Source organism: Endozoicomonas sp. ALB091 (assembly GCF_049310265.1).
Classification (GTDB): domain Bacteria; phylum Pseudomonadota; class Gammaproteobacteria; order Pseudomonadales; family Endozoicomonadaceae; genus Endozoicomonas.
Map to the genome: position 1 here is coordinate 392,621 of NZ_JBLYNQ010000001.1, position 23,499 is coordinate 416,119.

Consider the following 23,499-nt stretch of genomic DNA (forward strand, 5'->3'; position numbering starts at 1 on the left):
CGACTTCTGACTGAAAGATTCTTATGGACGTAACCTCAATACTTGATTCACTGAATGATGCACAGCGCAGTGCTGTTGCAGCTCCCGTCAGCTCTATGCTGGTTCTGGCCGGTGCCGGTAGTGGTAAAACCCGTGTACTTGTCCACCGGATCGCCTGGCTGGTGCAGGCTGAAGCCATGTCCCCTTATTCGGTGATGGCGGTAACCTTCACCAACAAGGCCGCGGCAGAGATGCGCTCACGTATTGAGGAACTGCTGGGCATCGCCCCCAGGGGAATGTGGGTGGGTACGTTTCATGGTCTTTCCCACCGTCTGCTCAGGGCACACTGGAAGGAAACAGGGCTGCCCGAAAACTTTCAGATTCTGGACAGTGACGATCAGCTGCGCGTGCTCAAGCGGATCATGAAAGCCATGCAGCTGGATGAACAGAAGTGGCCGCCACGTCAGGCCCAGTGGTTTATCAACAGCAAAAAAGATGAAGGGCTTCGTCCCGATTACATCGATCCCGGTTACGACCCATTCGAACGCACCATGGTTGATGTTTATCGACGCTACCATGAGTACTGCGAACAGATGGGAGTGGTGGACTTCGGGGAGCTGCTGCTGCGGGCACACGAACTGCTGCTGAAGCGGGCCGATATTCTCCAGCATTACCGTGAACGTTTCCGATACATTCTGGTGGATGAGTTTCAGGATACCAACGCCGTGCAGTATGCCTGGCTGCGATTACTGGCGGGAGACCAGGACAAGCTGATGGTGGTGGGTGATGATGACCAGTCCATTTATGGCTGGCGGGGTGCCAGAATTGAGAATATACGTCAGTTCACCCATGACTTCCCCAATGCCCAGACCATCAAACTGGAACAGAATTACCGCTCTACCGGCAATATCCTGCAGGCCGCCAATGCCGTTATTGCCAATAACCCGGATCGTCTGGGAAAAGAGCTTCGTACCGATGGTGATAAAGGCGAGCCAGTGCACCTGTACGCTGGCTTTAACGAGATGGACGAAGCCCGATTTATTACTGACCGGATTAAAGATGCCATCACCAAAGGCACGGCCCGCAGCGATATTGCCATCCTTTACCGGTCCAATGCGCAGTCCCGTATTCTTGAAGAGGCGATGCTCCGGGCTGCGATACCCTATCGAATCTACGGTGGGCAGCGCTTCTTTGAACGGGCAGAGATCAAAAACGCTCTGGCCTATCTCCGGCTTGTCCGCTCGCCGGATGACGACACCTCTCTGGAGCGGGTGATCAATATTCCCACCCGGGGTATCGGTGAGAAAACCGTAGAAAAGCTCAGAGAGGCGGCCCGGAGTCAGGGTATTTCACTGTGGCAGGCGCTGAAAAACCTGGTGGCAGCCTCGGCGGTTGGCGGTAAGGCGGGTAAATCCATGGCCGCTTTTGTGGAACTGATCGAGTCCCTGAGCCATGCCGGTGAAACACTGGATCTGGGTGAGCTGTCCGACCATGTGGTCACCATGAGCGGCCTGATTGACCACCACAGCAAAGAGAAGGGCGAGAAAGGTCAGGCCCGGGTGGAAAACCTGGAGGAACTGGTGAATGCCTGTCGTCAGTTTGATATGGACGAACTGTTCCTTGATGACGAGCAGGGCGAAGAAATCGAAACCATGACGCCCCTGGATGCCTTTCTGGCCAATGCCGCACTGGAAGCGGGCACCAGTCAGGCCGATCAGTTCCAGGACAGCGTGCAGATGATGACGCTTCACTCTGCCAAGGGGCTGGAGTTCCCGCTGGTCTTTCTGGCCGGTATGGAGGAGGGGTTATTCCCCCATAAAATGTCGTTGGATGAAGGCAACCTTGAGGAAGAGCGTCGACTTTGTTATGTGGGTATTACCCGAGCCATGAAAACCCTGTATCTGACCTATGCCGAAAGCCGACGCCTGTACGGCAGTGAAACCATGAACCGCCCTTCCCGTTTTATTCGGGAGATCCCCGGCGAACTGCTCCAGGAAGTGCGCCTTGGTGGCACCATTACCCGACCGGTAGCGACTCGCATGGCACCGGCATCCCCTGACCACGGTCTGTCACTGGGCCAGCGCGTCCATCACAACGTGTTTGGTGAGGGAATCGTGATTAATTACGAAGGTGATGGCAACCAGGCCCGGGTGCAGGTCAATTTTGATTCTGAAGGCGCTAAATGGTTGATGATGGCTTACGCTAACCTGTCTCCAATCTAAGGGCATTGCTGATGGTGCATTGCCTCTTGCCTGTTTTCGCCGCCGACGCAGGCAGCCTCGTAAAACCCCGGAGCAGGAACTTTTGTTAAATTGCCAGATCTTAATGCTCAGGAACTGAATAAATGATCAGGCAGGTAATAGATGATGATTCCAACAACCTTGGAATACTAATCTACCATGCCCGTATAAATTCCATTCCTGTGTCAATTTGACCGGAGTTATCATGCAACCAATTGCGCAAGGCAGTGCAGCCGCAAGCAGAATAGAAACCAATGAACGGCAGTTATTTAATGACCTGAAAACGCTGAATAAATCAGTGGCTGCCTATAACAAACAGGTCTCAGAAATTTCTGGACCGGACCAGTTCAAATCGCTTGAACGGTTGAGGCTGGATTCACCACCCGAATTGACGTTCATCACCGCTATCGGTAAGCGTAAGCTGGAAATTATCGGACTGAACGTTTCCATGGTGCCGCAGTCGCCAGGCATTGGTTTGGCCGATGCATCGCAACGAAGACCATCAACTGACGACTCATATATCGAATCATCAACTGACACCTCAGACACCGAATCATCAACTGACATCATTTCAGGCACCAAAGCTATTGACCCAATCAAGGCTCGTATTATCCAATGCCAGGCCAATTATCTGGAACTCCGACTGGCGACCGGCGTCGGTTGTTATATTCGCGATGTCAGCTTCAGCCCAACGAGTAAGAACCTGATTATCAATGGTCGCGATGATGAGAACGAGTTTAGTCTGAGCATCTGGCGACAGGGCGCGGATGGCAACTGGTTGCCAAAAGGGCAGGTCAAGAGTTCTGATGCAATCTTTCGTTACCAGCTTAACCAGTCGGAAAATACACTCCTGAGCATCAGCTATGATGGCAATATCTTGATGAGTACGCTGAACAGCGATGGCCGTTGGCAGGAGGCGGTGGTGCTTGAACACACCACCACTGATGAAAAGTGTCCGAGGGTTAAGGCAGACTTCAGCCCCTTGCAGGACAAAATAATGTCCTACGATCCACAGACCGGCAAAATCAACGTATTGCGCGAGGATAGCAACGGTCGGTGGACCCCGCTAACCCAGGCTAAAGAGATCAGTCACTGTCAGCAAACTGTGACACATCAAGTGCCTTTCGAGGCCACGAACCATTATTTACTGACTTACCAGGGTACAACAGCGACCATTTGGGGCTGTAGTGATGAGACTCACTGCCTGGAGGAGCAAAAGGTCATTGAGTGCAACAGGCAAATTGCCGGTGCTCAACTCAGTCATGATGAGCAGCATGCCGTGATCTTCACCGAAAGTGGCCAGGCCATCTTTCTGGGTTGTAATGTCGATGGCAATTGGTCACAGATCGGGGAGATCTGTCATCCTGAATGGAGTATGAATGAAGACTGCCAACCTTGCGCCAAACCTATTTGCGAAGCCGCCTTCAACGCCTCTGGGCACCTTGCGCTGACCCGTGATACCGACAATACATTTATTATTTCTGGTTATGACGCCAACGGTGACGCTAACGACAATCCCTGGGTAGTAAAAGCGAAAATTCACAGTTGTGCAGAGGCCAAATTCAGCGCCTCCGGGCGTAAATTATTGGCCAACTCCGGTATTGGCATCTTTAAACTCTGGGACTACAACAGTGCTGACCGTCGGCTGGTTAATGGCCAGACCATTTACCACAGTGGCAGTCACAAAGCTATCTTCAGTCCCTCAGAGAACCTTCTTCTGAGCTATGGCAATGAAACAAATTACGCCTGTATTTGGGGGAATTACGAGGAAGGTGATCTGGCTGAGAAAACGAGGATATATCATCAGGGGGGGATTGACTATGCTGCCTTCAACGCTCAGGAGGACTGTGTGCTGACCCGCAGTCGTGACCGGACGGTAAAAATTCAGGCTCTCGACAGCCAGGGCAAATGGCAGGAACAATTGGTGGTTCAACATCGCAACAGTATTATGGATGCTCGGTTTTCCCGTTCAGGGCGGCTTGCCTATACCATTAGCCTGGACGACACCGCTTGTATCCTGGGGCGCAACGATAATGGCCAGTGGGTGAAACTGGCGGTGACGGACTCTGATGCCGACTTCATCGGGGGCGCTAGTTTTAATGAATTGGAAAACCATTTTCTAACCTATGGCAACAAAATGAACCAGAAGGACAAACACCAGCCAGGCCTTGTGCAACTCTGGGATGATATTGCTGGCCTTGTGCAACTCGACCGCAAATGTTGGACAGAAAAAGAGCAGATAAATGGCCTTGTGCAACTCTGGGGTATTGGTGATGATGGCAAATGGTCAAAAAAAGAGCAGATAACACTGGATCATCCCGTTAAATCGGCCAAATTTAGCCCTGATGGCGATCATTTATTGATTTACTGTAACGATGGTATGTTTCCCATTGCTGGCTTTTTAAAAGGCGGTACTGCATTACTCTGGAAGGTTCCTGCCAGCCCGGGGCAGTGATAACCCATCTGGTTATTTCATGCCCGATTTTTCTTCCTCATATCAGACGGCATTCCTGCTCTTTTCTTGCCTATTTCTGCTGTAGTACTTTCAGCTCCAGCGACGTTTTTGCCCCTTTGGCAATCAGGCGTTCTGCACACGCTGGGTCGCTCCTGTGTTTGGCGAGGTCCAGTGGTGTGATGCCAGGGCGATCAGTAGCAGTAGCGACGGCATTGACATTCGCTCCCTTGAAGAGCAGCGCTTCCACGCAATCGACTCTTTCCCAATTGGCTGCGTGGTGCAGAGGAGTGAGGCCAAATGTACAGGTAACGTGGATATCTATCCCCGGGGTGTCGAGCAGCAACTTCAGGCTATCGGTGTTACCCTTTGCGGCGGCCCAGTGTAAAGGAGTGAGACCATAGACATCCTTGGCATTGATATCCACCCCGGGGTGAGCAATCAGCAATTTCAGGCAATCAGTGTGACAGGGATTACCATTTGTGGCAGCCCAGTGTAAAGGAGTGAAACCATCGTCTTCGAGGGCACTGACATTCACTCCCGGGGTCTTGAGCAGCACCTTGAGGGAATCGGTGTCACCACAAAAGGCGACCATGTGTAAAAGGGTGGATCCATCGCTTAAGGTAGCGTTGACATTCGCGCCCGCCATACACAAAAGCTCCAGGCATTTGCTATTCTTTTCCTGCAAAGTAATTAACAACAGACGTTTATCCACAGGTATGCTGGCACCATGATCGGCTTTAATCTTCAGAATCAGTGCCAGTGCTTGCCAATTTCCGGAGCGGCAGGCGTACTCCTCTAGCAATTTGGATTCGCAAAGCAATGGCAGCACGGGAAGTGTCTGACATTCGGAACAGCGGCGTTGGCCCAGTTTGAGTTGCTGCTGATCAGTCAGGGGAATACAACCAAGGTGAAGCTGGCATCCGTACTGACACGATGCCTTGACTTGCAACCGGCCAGCAAATTCGTTTGTGGCGCCGCCATCCTGCTCCTGACAGATACTGCATTTAAACAACTGATCGCTAGTATTAACCCTGACACTATCCATGTTTGCACCTGTATTCATGACTATTAACTGGCATGAGACAATAAGCGGCAGAGGAAGTTCCTTATCCTGAGTAACTTCCATTTTTTTCCTGCTCGTAACAAAACCTCAACAGGCCCTGAGGCTCCTGCTTCAAAGCCTCCCTGTTAATGGCAGCTTGTCAGCTTCCACCTATCCAATTACTATGCTTCTGTCGTGTTCCCTATAAATAAGATTAAGAAAACAGGGTCTTTTCATGAAACGTCGTCATTTATTGTCCTCTTTCGGGGTCGTTGCCGCAGTTGCAGCACTGGCAGGCTGTGGCCAGGGTGAACAACCGCAGCAAACCACCAACACCGAATCAGTAGCACCAGAAGCTCAAACAGCCATCGAGTGGAAGCTGGTGACCTCCTGGCCCAAAAATTTCCCGGGTCTGGGTATCGCGCCTGAGCGCTTTGCCGAGTCCGTTAATAAAATGAGTAATGGCCGACTGACCGTCAAAGTGTATGGCGGCGGTGAACTGGTACCACCTCTGGAAGTCTTTGATGCCGTATCCAGCGGCACGGCGGATATGGGGCACAGTGGCGCTTATTACTGGAAGGGTAAAGACCCGGCCACCCAGTTTTTTACTGCCGTTCCCTTTGGCTTGAACGCCCAGGAAATCAGCAGCTGGATTCACTATGGTGGCGGGCAGGCACTCTGGGACGAAGTGTATAAACCATTCAATGTGAAACCGATGGCCGGTGGCAACACCGGGGTTCAGATGGCGGGCTGGTTCAACAAGGAGATCAACAGCCTGGATGATCTGAAAGGTCTGAAAATGCGCATCCCGGGTATGGGCGGTGAAGTACTGCAGCGCCTTGGCGGGGTACCTGTAAATATCCCCGGTGGCGAGCTATTTACGGCGCTTCAGACCGGTGCTATTGATGCGACTGAGTGGGTCGGCCCATACAATGACCTGGCTTTTGGTTTCTATAAGGCCGCTTCTTACTACTACTATCCGGGCTGGCATGAGCCAGGCAGCATGATGGAATTCACCATCAATCTGGATGCATGGAATAAACTGCCAGAAGACCTGCAGGCCATTGTCAAAACGGCAGCCCGCGCAGCAAACCAGGACATGATTGATGAGTACACCGCACGGAATAATGCGGCGTTGCAACAGCTGGTGAATGAGCACGGGGTAACCGTAAAACGTTTGCCGGATGACGTACTTGCTGAACTGAAAAAGGTGGCTGATGAGATTACCGAGGAAGTTGCGGCCACCAGCGATGTGGCTGGACGGGTTTATCAATCGTTCAGTGAGTTCCGCGAGCAGTCCAAGGCTTACCACAGTATTTCAGAAGTCGCTTTTTATGAAGCCCGCTCTTTTGAGTAATTGACAACGTTCTCGCCGCAATGGACGCCACCGTCACCCTGTGATGGTGGCGTCATCACCTCTGACCCGACGGGTAAATGTCTCAGGGCAACAAATCCCATTTTCTCCAACGCTGGAACCAGAGCACTTACCTGATCATCCAGCCCTGTGTGCATAAAGAGATCGTGCGGTGCTGACTCTGCATCAAACCCAGCCGGGTCCAACAGGCTGACAACCCTGCGGGCAATAGCAGAGCCTGAGTCGATCCAGTGAATGTCGGCAGATACCTGCTGCAACGCTGTTCTCAGCAAAGGGAAGTGGGTACAGCCAAGAACTACCACATCCGGTACCTCTTCTTCGGCAAAAAAAGGGCCAAGAATCCGGTGCAGATCGTGCTCTGAAACCAGCTCACCCCGAAGGTGCCGTTCAGCCATCTGTACCAATTCGCTGGAACCCACTCGAATCACCTGACAGTCCCCGGCAAAATCATCAATCAGCTGGTCGGTATAGCTGCGGGCAATCGTGCCCGGTGTCGCCAGAAGCCCGATGCAGCGTTTTTTTGAGTACTCACTGGCCGTCTTGATGGCTGGCACCACGCCAACAACGGGGAAATCCAGCTCTTCGCGTACCCTGGGCAGTGAGATGGTACTGGCGGTATTGCAGGCAATGACCGCGAGCGAGGGATCAAACTGCCCGGCTAACGCACTCAGGCAGAGGCTGGTACGCTCAATCACTTCCTGCTCGGGCTTTGGGCCGTAGGGAAACCCCTGAGTATCGGAACAGTAAACCACCGGAGCATAAGGTAAAGCCTGCTTTATTTCCTGATAGATACTGAGGCCGCCGACACCGGAATCGAAAATAACGATCGGCTTTACCTTTGTATTCACGGCTGTTTTCACAAGATGTTTCCAAAAAAATGGTTTGTTTAGCTTTTGACCACCAACAGAGTCATGAAGTTTCTCCAACCGCCATTGATGACGCAATAAGCGTTGTTCCCCATTAAATACAGTGAGTCGGTTAGACGGTAATCTGAAGGAATGCATTATCTTTGGTCACATGCCGCCCTGCAACCCGCCTGCATCTGGACAACTCTGCGGGTGTGGGAGGGAGAAAAGCAAGAAGGATGGGGGCAGGGGAAGCCCCCAAAGAGGCTTAAGACGCAATCACTAACGTCGGTCATTCAGCCAGAGACTGAAGCAGTTGAAGATCTTTATCAATTTGTCCTGCCATTGCTCCGAGTGTGGTGATGTCAAGTCTATCCTGGCTGAAGACCGGGTCAGGATTCTCGATACCATCACCCATTTTTTCCGCTTTTTGCTCACCCTCCAGACGGTTTATAACCGGTCTCATATCAAAGAGTTTTGACTCAAGCTCGCCCTGTTGAGCCAAAAGAGCCTCCCCTAATTGATCCCTGACATCCTGGGGTATCTTGCTGAGGATTTCTTCGCAACCAATGAGACTGCCGCCGTGTTGCAAAAAGGCTTTTGCCGCCTCATAGTTGCCGGAGCTTAACGCATAATGAACGGGTGTGCCTGGATGACACCACCAACTGGCCTCATTTAACTCGCCCTTGTGGAGACTGTCTTCGACATAGTCGCTCATAGCAGCATCCTGAAATACCGGGACTGTATAGAAACTTCTGGGAGCGATTTTATCGGCGGTGCACAGTGCTGCAATCATCTCAGGACTGCCGGATTCTGCCAAGGCATAAAGCAGGGGCTTATTGTTGACTGACAGTTGCTGTATAGGTTCCTGCAACAACTTTAATTCTGATTGCCGATTATTTTCCACACACCTTTTGTTATGTGCTATTACTTCATTCCTCATCGCCTTGAGATGTTTGGTAAACATCCGGACATTATTTTCCTTCAATACCTTGGAGACCTCTGCCGCCCTGGCGGACTGACCGCACATCCTGTTATTGATGCTGCTGGCGATCCCTGAGATGGCTTTGGTAATTGTCCAGTTGCTTTTATCACTGTGCACCTCTGGACCGACTCTCGGAACCTGCTGTTGACTGGGGGTCGCACTTATTGTTCTCCCATTCCAACTGCCCTCTTTACCGATTTTGCCGGATTTTTCCGGAAATTCGCCTTCATTTCCAGGGATTTTTGTTGGGGCATTCCCGGGTTTGTATAGTCCATTGGTATGGAAGGTCATAATTAAATCCTTTTTTAATCAATCCTCGATTAACTTTAGCTAAGGTGTGTTTCCGTTTCTGTTACTGGTAAATCCATAGCTCTTCGAGCCCTGCAAACCATTGAAAAAGAGCAATGGAAATTCTCTCTTTTCCGTAGTACATAAGCAGCCTTGAATCCTGTCACCGGAGTAGCGCTATGAATCACAGAGCTTTTCAGGATCAACTGGCTCAGTTCCCGGCTAATGCTGCGGATATCCTGCAACAGTTGATTCACCAGCAGGGCCGCCTTGAGCCAGAACAGGTGAATGAGCTTCAGGGCTTAATGGAGGTGCCATCAGAGCATCTTCTCAAAGCACTGCTGCCTCTCGCTGCTGCCATGAGCACCTGCCCGATCTCAAATTTTTCCGTAGGGGCGATTGTTGAAGGCTTTCGACCGGAAGGACAAGGGCCGGTCTATCTGGGTGCAAACCTTGAAATAGCCGGGCAGCCTCTGAAAATGGCCATTCACGCCGAGCAGGCAGCGATCTGCAACGCCTGGCACCAGGGAGAAACCCGGCTGCGCCGCCTGATGGTCAATGAAGCCCCCTGTGGGCACTGCCGACAGTTTATGAACGAACTGAACGGGATCGACCAGGTGGATATTCTGGTCAGTCAGCTCAATAGTGACCAGCAGCGCCACTATAGGATCTCAACCCTGCTACCAGACGCCTTTGGCCCCGGCGACCTGAAACAAGGCACTCGACTGATGAGCCCGTCGCTGCTCTCCTTCGAGAGCCCGGCCCCTGCTGATAAGCTGGTCAATGCAGCAACAGAAGCGGCCCGCCGGAGTTATGCGCCTTATTCTGGCTGTCATTCAGGTGTTGCTCTTCTTATAGATAATGGAGATATAATTTCTGGTAGATATGCTGAAAACGTAGCTTTCAACCCGGGAATGACTGCCGTAGAGGCCACCCTGGTTAATCTCCGCCTATCCAGCCTGACCAAGGCACCGGGTAAGATTATTGACGCGGTTATGGTTGAAAACCAGGCCTCGATCTCTCATAGGGCCATGGCAGATTCAATCATTAGTCATGCAGGAACAGAATTACGCTATTTCGTTGTATAAACTTATAGGAACTCATTGAGCAAGGAGGCCAGATTGTGAGTTCCGGTTACAGAATTGATTCAGCATCCTCTCCCCATCTTGACTACGGCCAGGGCAATGGCGACAGTACGGGTCACAATGACAGCAGTGCCAATGCTTCCTCTACAGACCACAAGTCTTACATTGACCGCTCAGGCTCAAGAAAGGGGCGGGATAAATCTCTGGAAATGCGTAAAGCCCGGAAAAAAAACCGGCGCAAAAAGAAAAAAATCTCTGAGAGAAATACCAAAGAGTTTAATGATGGCCAGACCGATGAGTGAAGGCCATCACCAGACTGCCGTTAACGTTCTTTCTCAATAATCCTTTCTCAGCCAATAGCATCTTCGCCCCGAAGGGCAACCCCGGACACTTCATTTGACTAATTCCATTCCCGGTGAAAAGATCCTGATCGGGAAGATAGATGGTGTGCGCTGCTGCACGGATTTATGACGCTTACATACAATGCTTGCTTATGAAAAGAACAGACGCTTCCGGACAAAGTGATGACCAGCAACACTACGATGTACTTATTGTCGGCGGAGGTATGGTGGGTGCCACGATTGCCTGTGGCCTCGGCCAGCAGGGAATAAAGGTTGCCTTATTCGACCACTGTGCGCCATCGCCATTACCAGTGGACGCACTACCTGAACTGCGAGTATCTGCGCTCAGCACAGCATCGGAGGAAATTCTTCGCCAACTGGGCGCATGGCCACATATACAGTCCATGCGCATGACGCCGTATCGTCGTATGGCGGTGTGGGAAAAACTGTATTCCCCCTTTGGCAAAGAGATAGATTCAAGAGCCAACCGGGTGATGTTTGACGCCAGGCAGATTCATCACTCGCAGCTGGGTTTTATTGTTGAAAACCGGGTGACTCAGTCAGGTCTGTTAGAAGCCATCAAATCCTACCCATCCGTCTCTTTTTTCTGTCCGGTCAGTATTCAAAACATTCATACCTCTTCGACGCCCTCGGTGATTGAGTTGTCCGATGGTCGTCGCTTTTCCGGTGATCTTTTAGTGGGGGCAGACGGTGCTAACTCACGGGTTCGCCAGGCTGCCGGGCTGGCCATGAAGCAACGGGACTATGAGCAGCAATGCCTGGTAGCAACGGTCGAAATTGCCGGCGGTTGCCAGGATATTACCTGGCAGGCCTTTACCCCGACAGGCCCGGAGGCCTTTTTGCCACTGCCGGATATTAACGGCAGAAGTTACGGATCGATTGTCTGGTATAACCATCCGGAGAAAGTTCGGGAACTGCTGGCACTGTCCGAAGAGGACTTCATTGAAGCGCTGGTAACCACATTTCCTGCTGAACTGCCTGATGTTATTCAGCTCCATGAGCGTGGTGCTTTCCCTATTGCCCGCCGCCATGTAACTGAGTATTTTTGCCAGAGTGTCGTTCTTGCCGGCGATGCAGCCCACACGATAAACCCTCTGGCAGGACAGGGGGTAAACCTCGGTTTGCAGGATGCCGCCTGGCTGATTGAAATTCTGGTGGATGCCTTGAGGGCCGGTGAAAACCCCGGCAGCCCGGAGGTTCTTGCCCGTTATGAACAGGTAAGGCGAAGCGATAATGCCTTGATGATGAACACCATGGATGCTTTTTACCATACCTTCAGTAATCAGAGTAAGCCGCTGCAGCTTCTGCGAAATCTCGGTCTGACTCTGGCTGGCAAGCTGTCACCTGCGATCAACCAGGTGATGAAGTACGCCATGGGGCTTTCTGGCAAACAGCCCAGGCTGGCAACCGGAAAAAAACGATAAATCCAACATTGGTCTTGTGGTTATGGCCTGCGGTGTGTTCAACGCCATGATTTCTGACTCGCTGTGCTGACGGCTCATTTGCATATCACCGTTAGCCCGGGCAATTGATTATTGTCGGACTTTTGCCGATTAACAGCAGTACAAATAAACAAAAATAACACATGAAGACAGCCTCAATTTAAAGCACGCTCATCGTGCTTCTGCCTTCAAGCTTCTGGCAGCAACTGTTATGAAGGATTGATTTCAAGGATGATCATGACTAATAACCCCTTTTTCATCGTCTTAAGTCTGCTGTTTTTGCTCGCTGGCTGTGATTTTTCCGAAAACTATAAGAAGCGGCCAGCTTATGAACAGTTCCAACCGGGGGAAGATATGCCTGGTGGCACTGCTTCTGTTTGGGTTTCCGGGTTTAATACCATTGCCAAGCCTTCCGCCAATATGCCGGTATTTAACCGCTTAAACTTCCATAAAGGCAATGCGCTGTTCCGCCAGGACTGGCAACCGGAATCCGGGGATGATCTGGCTTCGGATGGGTTAGGGCCTCTGTTTCATACCGCCAGCTGCAGCGGTTGCCATATTCATGATCGAAGAGGCCATGCACCAGAAGATGGGGAGGTGACCGATGCCTCGGTTCTGGTTCGGCTCAGCATCCCCGCAATCACGGATGAGCAGAAGAAACGCTTGAAAAAATCAGGCGTGATTCCTGAACCTACCTACGGTGGACAGCTGCAGGTTAATGCCCTTGAGGGTGTGAAGCCTGAAGGGAAGGTCAGGGTTACCTTTGAATATTTCAAGGTAGCCTTTGCCGATGGTCATCAGGTTGAGCTTCGAAAACCGATATTCACCATGGAAAACCTTGGCTATGGGCCCCTGGCTGAAAACACCATGATATCCATGCGGATTACGCCATCAATGATCGGCATCGGCCTGCTGGAAGCCATTTCCGAGAACAGCCTGCTGGCGAATGAAGACCCTGAAGATCAGGATGGTGACGGTATTTCAGGCAGGGCCAACCGGGTCTGGGATATCCAGAAGCAGAGAACCTCCATTGGCCGGTTCGGTTGGAAAGCCGGGGTGCCAACTCTGCGACAGCAGTCGGCTGCAGCATTCAACGGAGATATGGGGCTGACCACCAGCCTGTTTCCAGATGAATCCTGTACTGAGTGGCAAAAGGATTGCCTGGCGGCTCCCAGCGGTGCGGCACCGGATGTATCTGACTTTGTTCTGGATAAAGTGGTATTTTACAGCCGTAATGTGGGGGTGCCTGTTCGCACCAATGCCAAAAAGCCAGAGGTGCTAAAGGGCAAGAAATTATTCAATGAAGCGGGTTGCGCGGGCTGTCATCAACCCAGTTTCCGAACGGCGTCCATGGATGTTCAATCGGAAACCGCCATGACCGTTATTGAGGAGGAGCAGGCGAATCAACTGATCTGGCCTTACAGTGATTTTCTTCTGCATGATATGGGGAAGGGGCTTGCGGATGGCCGCCCGGAGTTTCTGGCCTCTGGGAGAGAATGGCGCACACCGGCACTCTGGGGTATTGGTCATACCCAGCTTTTGGATCGAAGAACCGGCTTCCTGCACGACGGTCGTGCCAGAAGTTTAATGGAAGCGATCCTCTGGCATGGCGGTGAAGCCAAACAGTCCCGGGGCAATGTGTTAAAGATGAATGTCCGTGAGCGAAAGGCCCTGGTGGCTTTTATCGAATCGCTTTGATTTCTGCCAATGTGGTTAAAAAATCTTATTGTGATACCACCATAACTTTTAGAACAAGAAAGATACTTGTTATCATGACGGATTTATTATCAGAGTCCTGAAACAGGTTTAAGCATGGCGGAGCAGATCATTATTGGCGACGATGGAGTTGAGCGTCAGTCCCTGAGAGCGTATACCGAAAACGCGTACCTGAATTACTCCATGTACGTCATCCTGGATCGTGCCCTGCCCCATATAGGGGATGGCCTCAAACCTGTCCAGAGACGCATTATCTACGCAATGAGTGAGCTTGGCTTGAAAAATACCGCCAAGTTCAAGAAGTCTGCCCGTACCGTGGGTGATGTGCTCGGTAAGTTTCATCCCCACGGAGACAGCGCCTGCTACGAAGCCATGGTGTTGATGGCACAACCTTTTTCCTATCGCTACCCACTGGTGGATGGACAGGGCAACTGGGGCTCGCCTGATGACCCTAAATCCTTTGCCGCCATGCGTTATACCGAGTCCCGCCTCACTAAATATGCGGACTCATTGCTGGGAGAGCTTGGCCAGGGCACGGTGGACTGGGTGCCAAACTTTGACGGAACACTGGAAGAACCATCCATACTGCCAGCGCGCTTACCCAATCTTTTACTGAATGGCACCACCGGTATTGCTGTTGGTATGGCAACCGACATTCCACCGCACAATCTGCGTGAAGTGGCCAACGCCTGTATTCACCTGCTGGAGAACCCAAAGGCAGCGGTTGCCGAGCTTTGTGAACATATTCAGGGGCCTGATTTTCCAACGGAAGCTGAGCTGATAACCCCTCGGTCAGACCTGATCAAAATGTATGAGTCGGGCAGGGGCTCTTTACGAATGCGCGCGGTCTACCAGCAGGAAAGTGGTGATATTGTGGTGACGGCCCTGCCACACCAGGCATCCGGGGCGAAGGTTCTGGAGCAAATCGCAGCGCAGATGCAAGCCAAGAAGCTGCCAATGGTCGCTGACCTGCGGGATGAATCCGACCATGAAAATCCGACTCGTCTGGTGATCGTTCCCAAGTCTAACCGGGTAGATACCGACAGCCTGATGAACCACCTGTTCGCCACCACTGACCTGGAAAAAACCTACCGGGTTAATATGAACATGATCGGTGTTGATGGACGCCCCCAGGTTAAGGCGCTCAACAAAATGCTGGGCGAGTGGCTTACCTGGCGCAGTGAAACGGTACGTCGCCGTTTACAACACCGGCTGGATAAAGTGCTCAGCAGACTTCATATTCTTGAAGGTTTGATGATCGCCTTTTTGAATATTGATGAAATTATCGAAATCATCCGTACAGAAGATAAACCCAAAGCCATTCTTATGGAGCGCTTTGGGCTTTCTGATATTCAGGCCGAAGCCATCCTTGACCTGAAATTGCGACATCTGGCCAAACTTGAAGAAGTAAAGATTCGTGCAGAGCAGGACGACCTGGAGCGGGAGCGCAATTCACTTGAGTTGACCTTGGGATCAGAAAGACGTCTTAAGACGCTTATAAAAAAAGAGCTCAAAGCGGATGCTGAAAGTTTTGGCGACGATCGTCGTTCTCCCATCGTCGTAAGATCTGAAGCCCAGGCATTATCACAATCAGATTTGATGATTTCTGAGTCTGTCACCGTCGTACTGTCCAATAAAGGCTGGGTACGTTGCGCCAAAGGCCATGATGTTGATCCGTTGACGCTTAATTACAAATCTGGCGACGGCTATCGTTTATCTGCAAAAGGGCGGAGCAATCAGACTTCAGTGTTTCTCGATTCTACCGGGCGAGCCTACTCCGTTCTGACCCATACGCTGCCTTCGGCAAGAGGGCAGGGTGAACCATTAACCGGACGAGTCAACCCTCCCTCCGGCGCAACCTTTGAAGGTTTGTGTGTTGGTGACGCCAGTGATTGTTATCTGCTGGCCAGTGATGCGGGTTATGGTTTTATTGCACAATTCTCCGATATGGTCAGTAAAAACAAGGCCGGAAAAACCCTGCTGACGCTGCCCAAAAATGCCCAGGTACTAACACCAATGCCCGTAAGCGGCAACAACCCGATGCTGGCCGCCATCACCAATGAAGGGCGAATGTTGGTATTCCCATTGCAGGACCTTCCCAAGCTTGGCAGGGGGAAAGGCAACAAAATTATTAATATTGCCTCTGCCCGTGCAGCCGAAAGAAGTGAGCTGATGACTCAGCTTGCCATCATCAATGACGGTGATGCGCTGACACTCTTCGCAGGCAAACGCCATGTGACTCTGAAAGCCACAGACCTTGAGCATTATCGTGGTGAGCGGGGAAGACGTGGCAACAAGCTTCCCAGGGGCTTTCAGAAAGTGGATAAGGTTGAAGTGATTTCTGCAGGGTAACCTGCAGAATGATTAAGCGTCTTTTCGGATAAGCCTTTCAAGGCTTATTCCGATGAACTTCCCCCATGGACAAATGTGATGACTAAAAGAGCATTATAAAAGTTTGTTTTAGTTATTGATTCCACAGCCACCCAGTATCATCTGGCAGACACTTTCGGTATAGGCTTCCACGTCCTCGGCATCCAGGTCCTCTTTACCCAGAACGGAAGCAACCTGGGGACCATAGTCGACGTAGTATTGAGTCGTTGCCCAGATGGTAAATAACAGATGAACAGGATCAACCGGTCTCATCTTACCCTGGGCAATCCAACCATTAATAACCTCGGATTTTTCCTGAATCCAGTCATTAAAAGGCTGCAAATGCTCTTTAATATGCTGCCCTCCATGCAGTATTTCACTACTGAATATGCGGGATGCATTTGAATGAGCCAGCACATATTTCATTTTGGCCCGGATAAATTGTCTTAATGACGTTTCAGGATCATCATCTGGGTTGAGGCCACTGAAAACAGACTGCCATAGCTCCATGATGTGATTGAGCACCGCACCGTATAGCTCAACCTTACTATTGAAATAGTAGTGCACATTCGCTTTTGGCAAGCCAGCCCGGTGGGCAATATCGCGAATAGACGCTCCCTTAAATCCGCTGGCGACAAACTCATCTTCTGCGGCTTGAAGAATAATTTGAATGTTTTTCTGCCGGACCCGACTATTTTTTAATCCTGCCTGATCTGTTTTTGAGGGTGATGGTTGCATACTGAATACCGTACCTTGCATTGATTATACTCGATTTGAATATAGACAAGGGACGGGCTTTTTCCACGGCTTAATAAAAAAACGACAGTTTTCAAATAAAAAATACTGTCGTTTTTATTAAACTATATGAATTTTCTACTGTCGATGTGATTAAGCCTTATCAAGATCTCGGTGCGTATGCAAAGACATCAGAGTGAATATTTTTCGCCTGGAAATTTTCTGCTACCAGTGCATCAAATGTTGCATAAACCATCTGTGGAGATCCGCTGATAAAGACTTCACTGCCAAGGAGCAGGTTTTTGTCGTCTATGACCGCCTCAAACAAAAGCCCATGACGCCCTTGCCAGCCCGCTTCTCCAAGCGCGTCACTGACCACCGGGTGGTAGTGAAATTGAGAAGAAGCCCAGTGAATAGGAAGATTAGGCATATAAAACCCTTCTGGCGAACGAGCCCCCCAGTACAGGTAGATATCTTGATGCCCTGGCTTGTTCAGTGAGAACTCAATCATGCTTTTCATCTGGGCAAATCCGGTACCCGCAGCGATAAACACCAGTGGTTTATCCGGAACACTTGCAAGAAAGCACTGACCTTTTGGCATTCGGATTGAAATGCTCCCCTGCTCAAGCTCATTGAATAGTTCAATGGAATTAGCGCTGGAAGATAACTTTTGAATATGTAATTCCAGCTCCTTTTGACCGGGAACCGGGGGGCTGGCTATAGAGAACGCGCAGGCTTCACCACCTGCCAGGAGCATCTCAAGGTACTGCCCTGCCCGGTAGTCCGGGAAATAGCCCTCATGAGGCGTGAGGATGACACGGTAAATACCTTCCGATAACAACTGAAGATTGGCAACCTGGCAAGACTGGGTGGAAACTGGGTTGTTCTGCACGAATACCGCTACCTCTAACGCTTAAAACTTCAGGAACCCCGGGCTTCCTGAAGCCATATGCTACATAAGTATTAATTATCGATGCCAAGCTGATCCCAAATAGCATCAACCCGATGTTTAATGGTATCTGTCATCGAAATGGCTGTTCCCCACTCCCGGCTGGTTTCACCTTCCCACTTGTTGGTGGCATCAAAGCCGACCTTTGATCCCAGTCCGGCAACGGGAGAAGCAAAATCCAGGTAATCAATGGGCGTGTTGTCGATGAAGACTGAGTCTCTTTTCGGGTCCATACGGGTAGTCATCGCCCATATCACATCATTCCAGTCCCTGGCATTGACATCATCATCGGTCACAATCACAAACTTGGTGTACATAAACTGTCGCAGGAATGACCAGACACCCAGCATAACCCGCTTGGCATGCCCCGGATACTCCTTACGCATGGTAACGACTGCCAGCCGATAAGAGCAACCCTCTGGCGGTAAATAAAAATCAACAATTTCAGGAAACTGCTTCTTGAGAATAGGGACGAATATTTCGTTAAAAGCCAATCCCAGTATTGCCGGCTCATCCGGCGGGCGCCCTGTATAGGTGCTGTGATAAATGGGGTTGCGCCGGTGTGTCACACATTCAACCGTAAACACCGGGAATGACTCAACCTCGTTGTAATAGCCGGTATGATCGCCGTATGGGCCCTCATCCGCCATCTCCCCGGGATAGATAAAACCTTCAAGGACAATCTCGGCACTGGCAGGAACCTGCAGATCATTTGTGCGACTTTTGGTTAACTCGGTTTTTCTGCCCCTCAACAGACCGGCAAACGCATATTCTGATAATGAGTCAGGGACCGGTGTCACAGCACCAAGAATGGTCGCGGGGTCAGCGCCTAAAGCCACCGATATCGGAAAAGGGGTATCCGGGTGTTTTTTCTGCCAGTCCCTGAAATCAAGCGCCCCACCCCGATGGGACAGCCAGCGCATGATTAATTTATTCTTGCCAAGCAGCTGCTGACGATAAATGCCCAGGTTCTGGCGCTCTTTTTCCGGGCCACGGGTAATGACCAGGGGCCAGGTGATCAATGGTGCGGCATCCCCTGGCCAGCAAGTCTGAATTGGTAGCCGGGTTAAATCAATATCATCACCTTGCAGTACCACTTCCTGACAAGGTGCCGATTTAACCACCTTTGGTCCCATGTTCAGCACCTGTCTGAACAGCGGCAGCTTTTCAATGGCATCTCTCAAACCTTTGGGAGGATCCGGCTCTTTCAGGTAGGCCAACAGCTCACCCACTTCTCTCAGTGCACCGATATCCTTCTGCCCCATCCCCAGGGCAACCCGCTTCTGCGTGCCAAACAGGTTCGCCAACACGGGCATATCGAAGCCTTTGGGGTTTTCAAACAACAGGGCGGGACCACCTTTTTTCAGGGTTCGATCACAGATTTCAGTCATTTCCAGAACCGGGTCAACTTCAAACGTGATTCGCCTGAGTTCCCCCTGTTTTTCCAGCTGATCAATGAAATCCCGGAGATCCTTGTATTTCATGAATATTTCTTCTTTGGCTCTGACTTTTTCAGGCTTTGGCAGTTTTCTCCTGAACCGTGAAAACCACGTCAGTTGAAACAGATGATAAAGAGGTTATTGCTGTCTGATTATGAGGATCGAATAACCGAAGCTTGCCTTTCACGGTCTTTTCGGCCCGCAAAATGAACGGACTGAAAGATCAAAGTCTGACCAGGTAGTTGCGCAATGGCTCATTGGTAGAAACAGGCTTGCAGGGTGCTTTGGCCTTATCACCCGGCAGAGACTGTGATCGTGATCGACATCCTTCTCACAGTCCTTCCTGTGGGAATAAAAATTACTTCCGTTTCATGGACTGGAAGAATTCTTCATTCGTCTTGGTGTGCTTCATACGGTCCAGCAGGAATTCAATGGCCTGAATTTCATCCATTGGGTGCAGGATTTTACGCAGAATCCACATACGCTGAAGCTCTTCTTCCGTGGTCAGCAGATCTTCACGGCGAGTGCCTGACTTGTTGATACCAATAGCAGGGAAGACCCGCTTTTCAGCCGCCCGACGGTCAAGGTGGAGTTCCATGTTACCGGTACCCTTGAATTCCTCAAAGATAACCTCATCCATCTTGGAGCCGGTATCAACCAGTGCGGTTGCCAGAATGGTCAGGCTGCCACCCTCTTCAATGTTACGGGCAGCACCAAAGAAACGCTTCGGACGCTCAAGGGCATGAGCATCCACACCACCCGTAAGCACCTTGCCGGAAGAGGGAATCACGGTGTTGTAAGCACGGGCCAGACGGGTAATGGAATCCAGCAGAATAACAACGTCTTTCTTGTGCTCTACCAGACGCTTGGCTTTTTCCAGCACCATCTCGGCAACCTGCACATGACGTGAAGGAGGCTCATCGAAGGTAGAGGCGACCACTTCACCGCGCACGGAACGGGACATTTCGGTAACTTCTTCCGGACGCTCATCAATCAGCAGAACAATCAGGTAGCACTCCGGATTATTACGGGTAATGTTTGCCGCAATATTTTGCAGCATCAGTGTTTTACCCGCTTTAGGAGGAGAGACAATCAGGCCACGCTGACCTTTGCCAATGGGAGCTACCAGGTCGATAATTCGAGCGGTTAAATCCTCTGTTGCACCATTTCCCATCTCCATAGTGAGACGGTCCTGGGGAAACAATGGCGTAAGGTTTTCAAACAGGATTTTATTGCGGGCATTTTCTGGTTGGTCAAAATTGATTTCATTCACCTTGAGGAGGGCAAAATATCTTTCTCCCTCCTTGGGTGGACGGATTTTCCCGGAAATCGTATCGCCCGTTCTCAGATTAAATCGGCGAATCTGACTTGGGGAAACATAAATATCGTCCGGTCCCGCCAGATAGGAACTATCAGCGGAACGGAGAAATCCAAAACCATCCTGGAGAATTTCCAGAACACCGTCACCATAGATGTCTTCACCACTGCGTGCATGGCGTTTGAGTATGGTGAAAATTACATCCTGCTTCCTGGAACGGGCAAGGTTTTCGAGACCCATTTCATTCGCTATCGCCAGAAGTTCAGGAACAGACTTTTTCTTCAGTTCGGTAAGATGCATAACCAGTAGTGTGCGAATGTTAAATTGAAAGGTAAGTGGCCGTTGTCTTTGCAGGAAGATCAGAAAGTATTTGACTTATTATGATAAAGGACAGCTAAGTGTTGATTGATGCCTGCGAGTGTTTATAACGGCTGCCCTGTCTGGGCCATATCCCTGAGGTCAGAAGATTCCTGACAGCCCTGTGTAATTACAGTCTATATCCATTTCTGGAAAATAATCAAGAATTAAGACTTCGTCAACTGAATTGATTCAAAAATTTAATCAAATGGCTATAAAATTGAGGCCAGTCAAGTGGCTGTAACGGTCTGTCACAACCACCAATGACCAGCAATTACAGATTGCTATCCAAAAATGCGGTCAGCTGTGATTTGGACAGCGCACCCACTTTCGTAGCTTCTACGTTGCCGCCCTTAAACAGCATCAGCGTAGGAATACCACGCACACCGTATTTTGGCGGGGTTGCCTCATTCTCATCAATATTCAGCTTGCAGACGGTCAGCTTGCCGTCGTAGTCCTGGGCAATTTCATCAAGAACGGGGGCAATCATTTTGCAAGGACCACACCATTCAGCCCAATAGTCAACCAGTACCGGACCTTCCGCCTTCAGAACCACTTCTTCGAAGGAGTCATCTGTCACTTTGACAATTTCGCTCATGGAATGGATCTCCTAACCAGGGTACTTAATTAGTACTTAAAAGTGTTTAAAGTAAACTCAGGAGCCTTGACCGAGGGCAAGCCAAACAGGCTGCCAAAAGATATCACCGGCCCAGAACTGACCTATTATGCCTGATTCATGGAATTTTGTGGCTTTTTTTTCTATAAAAATGCCATTGAGCATGGAGGCTTATAAGATTGCCATATGACACAGGCCTGTTTTTCAGTCATCAGTGTAGCTTTGCCCCTGGCAATACAGCCAGTAGGATTTGTGTGCATAACTCGATTAAAGTTAACCTTTTAACATCGGTTATGCTCCGGTCTGCAACCCGGTATTGTCAGGTTGTTAAAACGAGCATTGAAAGCACTGAAAAACATAATATTTTCAATATATTAGCTATGAAATACCATGACAAAACAAGGGCGTAAACAGTCCGGCAGCCTACCTCTCGTAGCCGCCATAGACCTGGGCTCAAACAGCTTTCACATGATCGTAGCCAGGGTGGATCAGGGTGAAATCCGACCAGTAGAAAGGCTGGGCAAAAAGGTTCAGTTAGCTGCAGGCCTTAACCAGCACGACGAGCTAACGGCTGAAGCAATGAAGCGGGGCTTCAGTTGTCTGGAACAGTTTGCCCAGTACCTCGCTGGCAATACCTTTCAAGCGGTCAGAGTCGTGGGTACCAATGCCCTGCGTAAGGCGCGGAACAGCGATGCTTTTGTTGACCAGGCCCAGTCTATCCTGGGCTACCCGGTTGAAATTATCGCGGGCAGGGAAGAAGCTCGTCTCATTTACCTTGGTGTTGCCCAAACCCAGTCCGATGATAATGAGCGCCGTCTGGTGATGGACATCGGTGGCGGGAGTACCGAGTTCGTTATTGGCGAACGTTTTGAGCCAAAGTTGATGGAAAGCCTGCACATGGGCTGCGTGGTATTTACCGACCGTTTTTTTGGCACCGGAGAACTCACACCACAACGATTCCAGTCCGCTTATTACGCTGCACGACTGGAATTACTCAATATTGAACAATCATTTACCCATTTGGGCTGGGTTGATGCCGTAGGGTCATCAGGTTCAATTCGTGCGGTCAGCAGCATTCTTCAGGCCATGGGAGAGAGTGATACCATCACCCGGGAAAATCTGGAGATGCTCAAGCTCAAAGTCCTGAAGTTTAACCAGATCGGCCGTGTTCGTTTTCCCGGGCTGAAGCCTGATCGTCAGGCGATTTTTCCAGCAGGCCTGGCCATTCTCATGGCAGGCTTCGATGCCCTTGGCATCGAACGCATGCATTACTCTGACGGTGCACTTCGGGAGGGTGTTCTGCACGACATGCTCGGGCGGGACCGCCATGAAGACGTTCGGGAGCGAACCATAAATGCCCTGATGAGCCGCTATCATGTTGATGAGCAACAGGCCTTCAGGGTCATGAATCATGCCCGAAACTGCTTTGCCATGACGGCTGATATCTGGGAACTGGGCGACTGTGATCTTGAGCTGCTGTCCTGGGCTGCGCGTGTGTGCCAGATAGGGCTTGATATCTCCCATACACAGTACCATCGACATGGTGCTTACCTGATCGATAACTCTGACCTGATGGGGTTCAGCAAGAGAGAACAGCAGCAACTTGCGCTGCTCGTCAGGGGCCACAGACGTTCCATATCCAAATCACTCCTTTCCGCCTGGCCCAAGGCTGTATCACGCAAGCTGATGCGGCTGATTATCCTGCTGCGCATTGCCAATGTGCTGAGTCATGGTCGCGACGATACCTTACCGGAATATTCCATCAGCTTATCCGGCTCTACCATATCCCTGTTTTTCCCGGAAGACTGGTTAGAACAACACCCTCTGACCGAAGCATACTTTGACTCAGAACGAAGCTATCTGGCAAAAATAAGCTTCAAGTTACTGGTGGCATAGCAACG

Annotated in this window: 17 protein-coding genes; 9 read left to right on the forward strand and 8 right to left on the reverse strand. The window is 50.6% G+C overall.

What is annotated here, in order from left to right:
• The first annotated feature begins 23 nt into the window (after positions 1–23).
• Together uvrD and ACO6UX_RS01770 are read left to right on the forward strand one after the other, a co-directional pair.
• Positions 24–2,201 (forward strand): DNA helicase II, encoded by a 2,178-nt coding sequence (gene uvrD / locus ACO6UX_RS01765; protein ID WP_422444297.1) that lies wholly within the window; start codon positions 24–26, stop codon positions 2,199–2,201.
• Between the two features lie 223 nt (positions 2,202–2,424).
• Positions 2,425–4,674, forward strand: coding sequence for a WD40 repeat domain-containing protein (locus tag ACO6UX_RS01770; protein ID WP_422444299.1), 2,250 nt, complete (start codon positions 2,425–2,427; stop codon positions 4,672–4,674).
• A 70-nt stretch (positions 4,675–4,744) separates the two neighbouring features.
• Here the strand turns inward: ACO6UX_RS01770 and ACO6UX_RS01775 are convergent, their stop codons facing one another.
• On the reverse strand, positions 4,745–5,719 hold the full coding sequence (locus ACO6UX_RS01775; protein ID WP_422444301.1) for an ankyrin repeat domain-containing protein: 975 nt from the start codon (positions 5,717–5,719) through the stop codon (positions 4,745–4,747).
• A 232-nt stretch (positions 5,720–5,951) separates the two neighbouring features.
• On the opposite strand from ACO6UX_RS01775, the gene ACO6UX_RS01780 reads away from it, so the two are divergent.
• Positions 5,952–7,073, forward strand: a complete 1,122-nt coding sequence (locus ACO6UX_RS01780; protein ID WP_422444303.1) for a TRAP transporter substrate-binding protein — start codon at positions 5,952–5,954, stop codon at positions 7,071–7,073.
• Here the strand turns inward: ACO6UX_RS01780 and murI are convergent.
• Together murI and ACO6UX_RS01790 are read right to left on the reverse strand one after the other, a co-directional pair.
• Entirely contained in the window at positions 7,049–7,939 is an 891-nt protein-coding gene (gene murI / locus ACO6UX_RS01785) for a glutamate racemase (protein ID WP_422444305.1), read from the reverse strand. The genes ACO6UX_RS01780 and murI overlap by 25 nt on opposite strands.
• Before the next feature lie 289 nt (positions 7,940–8,228).
• Complete coding sequence (locus ACO6UX_RS01790) at positions 8,229–9,212, reverse strand: ankyrin repeat domain-containing protein (protein ID WP_422444307.1); 984 nt, start codon at positions 9,210–9,212, stop codon at positions 8,229–8,231.
• Positions 9,213–9,388: 176 nt separating this feature from the next.
• On the opposite strand from ACO6UX_RS01790, the gene cdd reads away from it, so the two are divergent.
• From cdd to parC, 5 genes are all read left to right on the forward strand, one after another.
• Complete coding sequence (cdd, locus tag ACO6UX_RS01795) at positions 9,389–10,297, forward strand: cytidine deaminase (RefSeq protein WP_422444309.1); 909 nt, start codon at positions 9,389–9,391, stop codon at positions 10,295–10,297.
• A gap of 35 nt (positions 10,298–10,332) precedes the next feature.
• Positions 10,333–10,596 carry a hypothetical protein gene (locus ACO6UX_RS01800; protein ID WP_422444311.1) on the forward strand — a complete coding sequence of 88 codons (264 nt, stop codon included), beginning with the start codon at positions 10,333–10,335 and terminating at the stop codon, positions 10,594–10,596.
• Positions 10,597–10,787: 191 nt separating this feature from the next.
• Positions 10,788–12,080, forward strand: coding sequence for a UbiH/UbiF/VisC/COQ6 family ubiquinone biosynthesis hydroxylase (locus ACO6UX_RS01805; RefSeq protein WP_422444313.1), 1,293 nt, complete (start codon positions 10,788–10,790; stop codon positions 12,078–12,080).
• Positions 12,081–12,335: 255 nt separating this feature from the next.
• Positions 12,336–13,796 carry a di-heme oxidoredictase family protein gene (locus ACO6UX_RS01810; protein WP_422444315.1) on the forward strand — a complete coding sequence of 487 codons (1,461 nt, stop codon included), beginning with the start codon at positions 12,336–12,338 and terminating at the stop codon, positions 13,794–13,796.
• Positions 13,797–13,910: 114 nt separating this feature from the next.
• Positions 13,911–16,166: a DNA topoisomerase IV subunit A gene (parC, locus tag ACO6UX_RS01815; protein ID WP_422444317.1), complete on the forward strand. Its 2,256-nt coding sequence runs from the start codon at positions 13,911–13,913 to the stop codon at positions 16,164–16,166.
• A gap of 108 nt (positions 16,167–16,274) precedes the next feature.
• Here parC and ACO6UX_RS01820 read toward each other — a convergent pair whose 3' ends face one another.
• The 5 genes from ACO6UX_RS01820 to trxA all read right to left on the reverse strand — a co-directional run bounded on the left by ACO6UX_RS01820 (position 16,275) and on the right by trxA (position 21,580).
• Entirely contained in the window at positions 16,275–16,922 is a 648-nt protein-coding gene (locus ACO6UX_RS01820; RefSeq protein ID WP_101745326.1) for a TetR/AcrR family transcriptional regulator, read from the reverse strand.
• Between the two features lie 160 nt (positions 16,923–17,082).
• A complete protein-coding gene (locus ACO6UX_RS01825) occupies positions 17,083–17,811 on the reverse strand; it encodes a hypothetical protein (protein WP_422444319.1) in 729 nt (242 codons plus the stop codon).
• A 71-nt stretch (positions 17,812–17,882) separates the two neighbouring features.
• Positions 17,883–19,352 carry a 4-hydroxy-3-polyprenylbenzoate decarboxylase gene (gene ubiD, locus ACO6UX_RS01830; RefSeq protein ID WP_422444321.1) on the reverse strand — a complete coding sequence of 490 codons (1,470 nt, stop codon included), beginning with the start codon at positions 19,350–19,352 and terminating at the stop codon, positions 17,883–17,885.
• Between the two features lie 313 nt (positions 19,353–19,665).
• The gene (gene rho, locus ACO6UX_RS01835; RefSeq protein WP_101745328.1) at positions 19,666–20,925 is read right to left on the reverse strand and encodes a transcription termination factor Rho; all 1,260 of its coding nucleotides are present in this window, start codon (positions 20,923–20,925) and stop codon (positions 19,666–19,668) included.
• A gap of 331 nt (positions 20,926–21,256) precedes the next feature.
• Entirely contained in the window at positions 21,257–21,580 is a 324-nt protein-coding gene (gene trxA / locus ACO6UX_RS01840; protein ID WP_101745329.1) for a thioredoxin TrxA, read from the reverse strand.
• A 408-nt stretch (positions 21,581–21,988) separates the two neighbouring features.
• Here trxA and ACO6UX_RS01845 point away from each other — a divergent pair, with 408 nt between their 5' ends.
• The gene (locus tag ACO6UX_RS01845) at positions 21,989–23,494 is read left to right on the forward strand and encodes an exopolyphosphatase (protein ID WP_422444324.1); all 1,506 of its coding nucleotides are present in this window, start codon (positions 21,989–21,991) and stop codon (positions 23,492–23,494) included.
• The last annotated feature ends 5 nt before the right edge of the window (positions 23,495–23,499 follow it).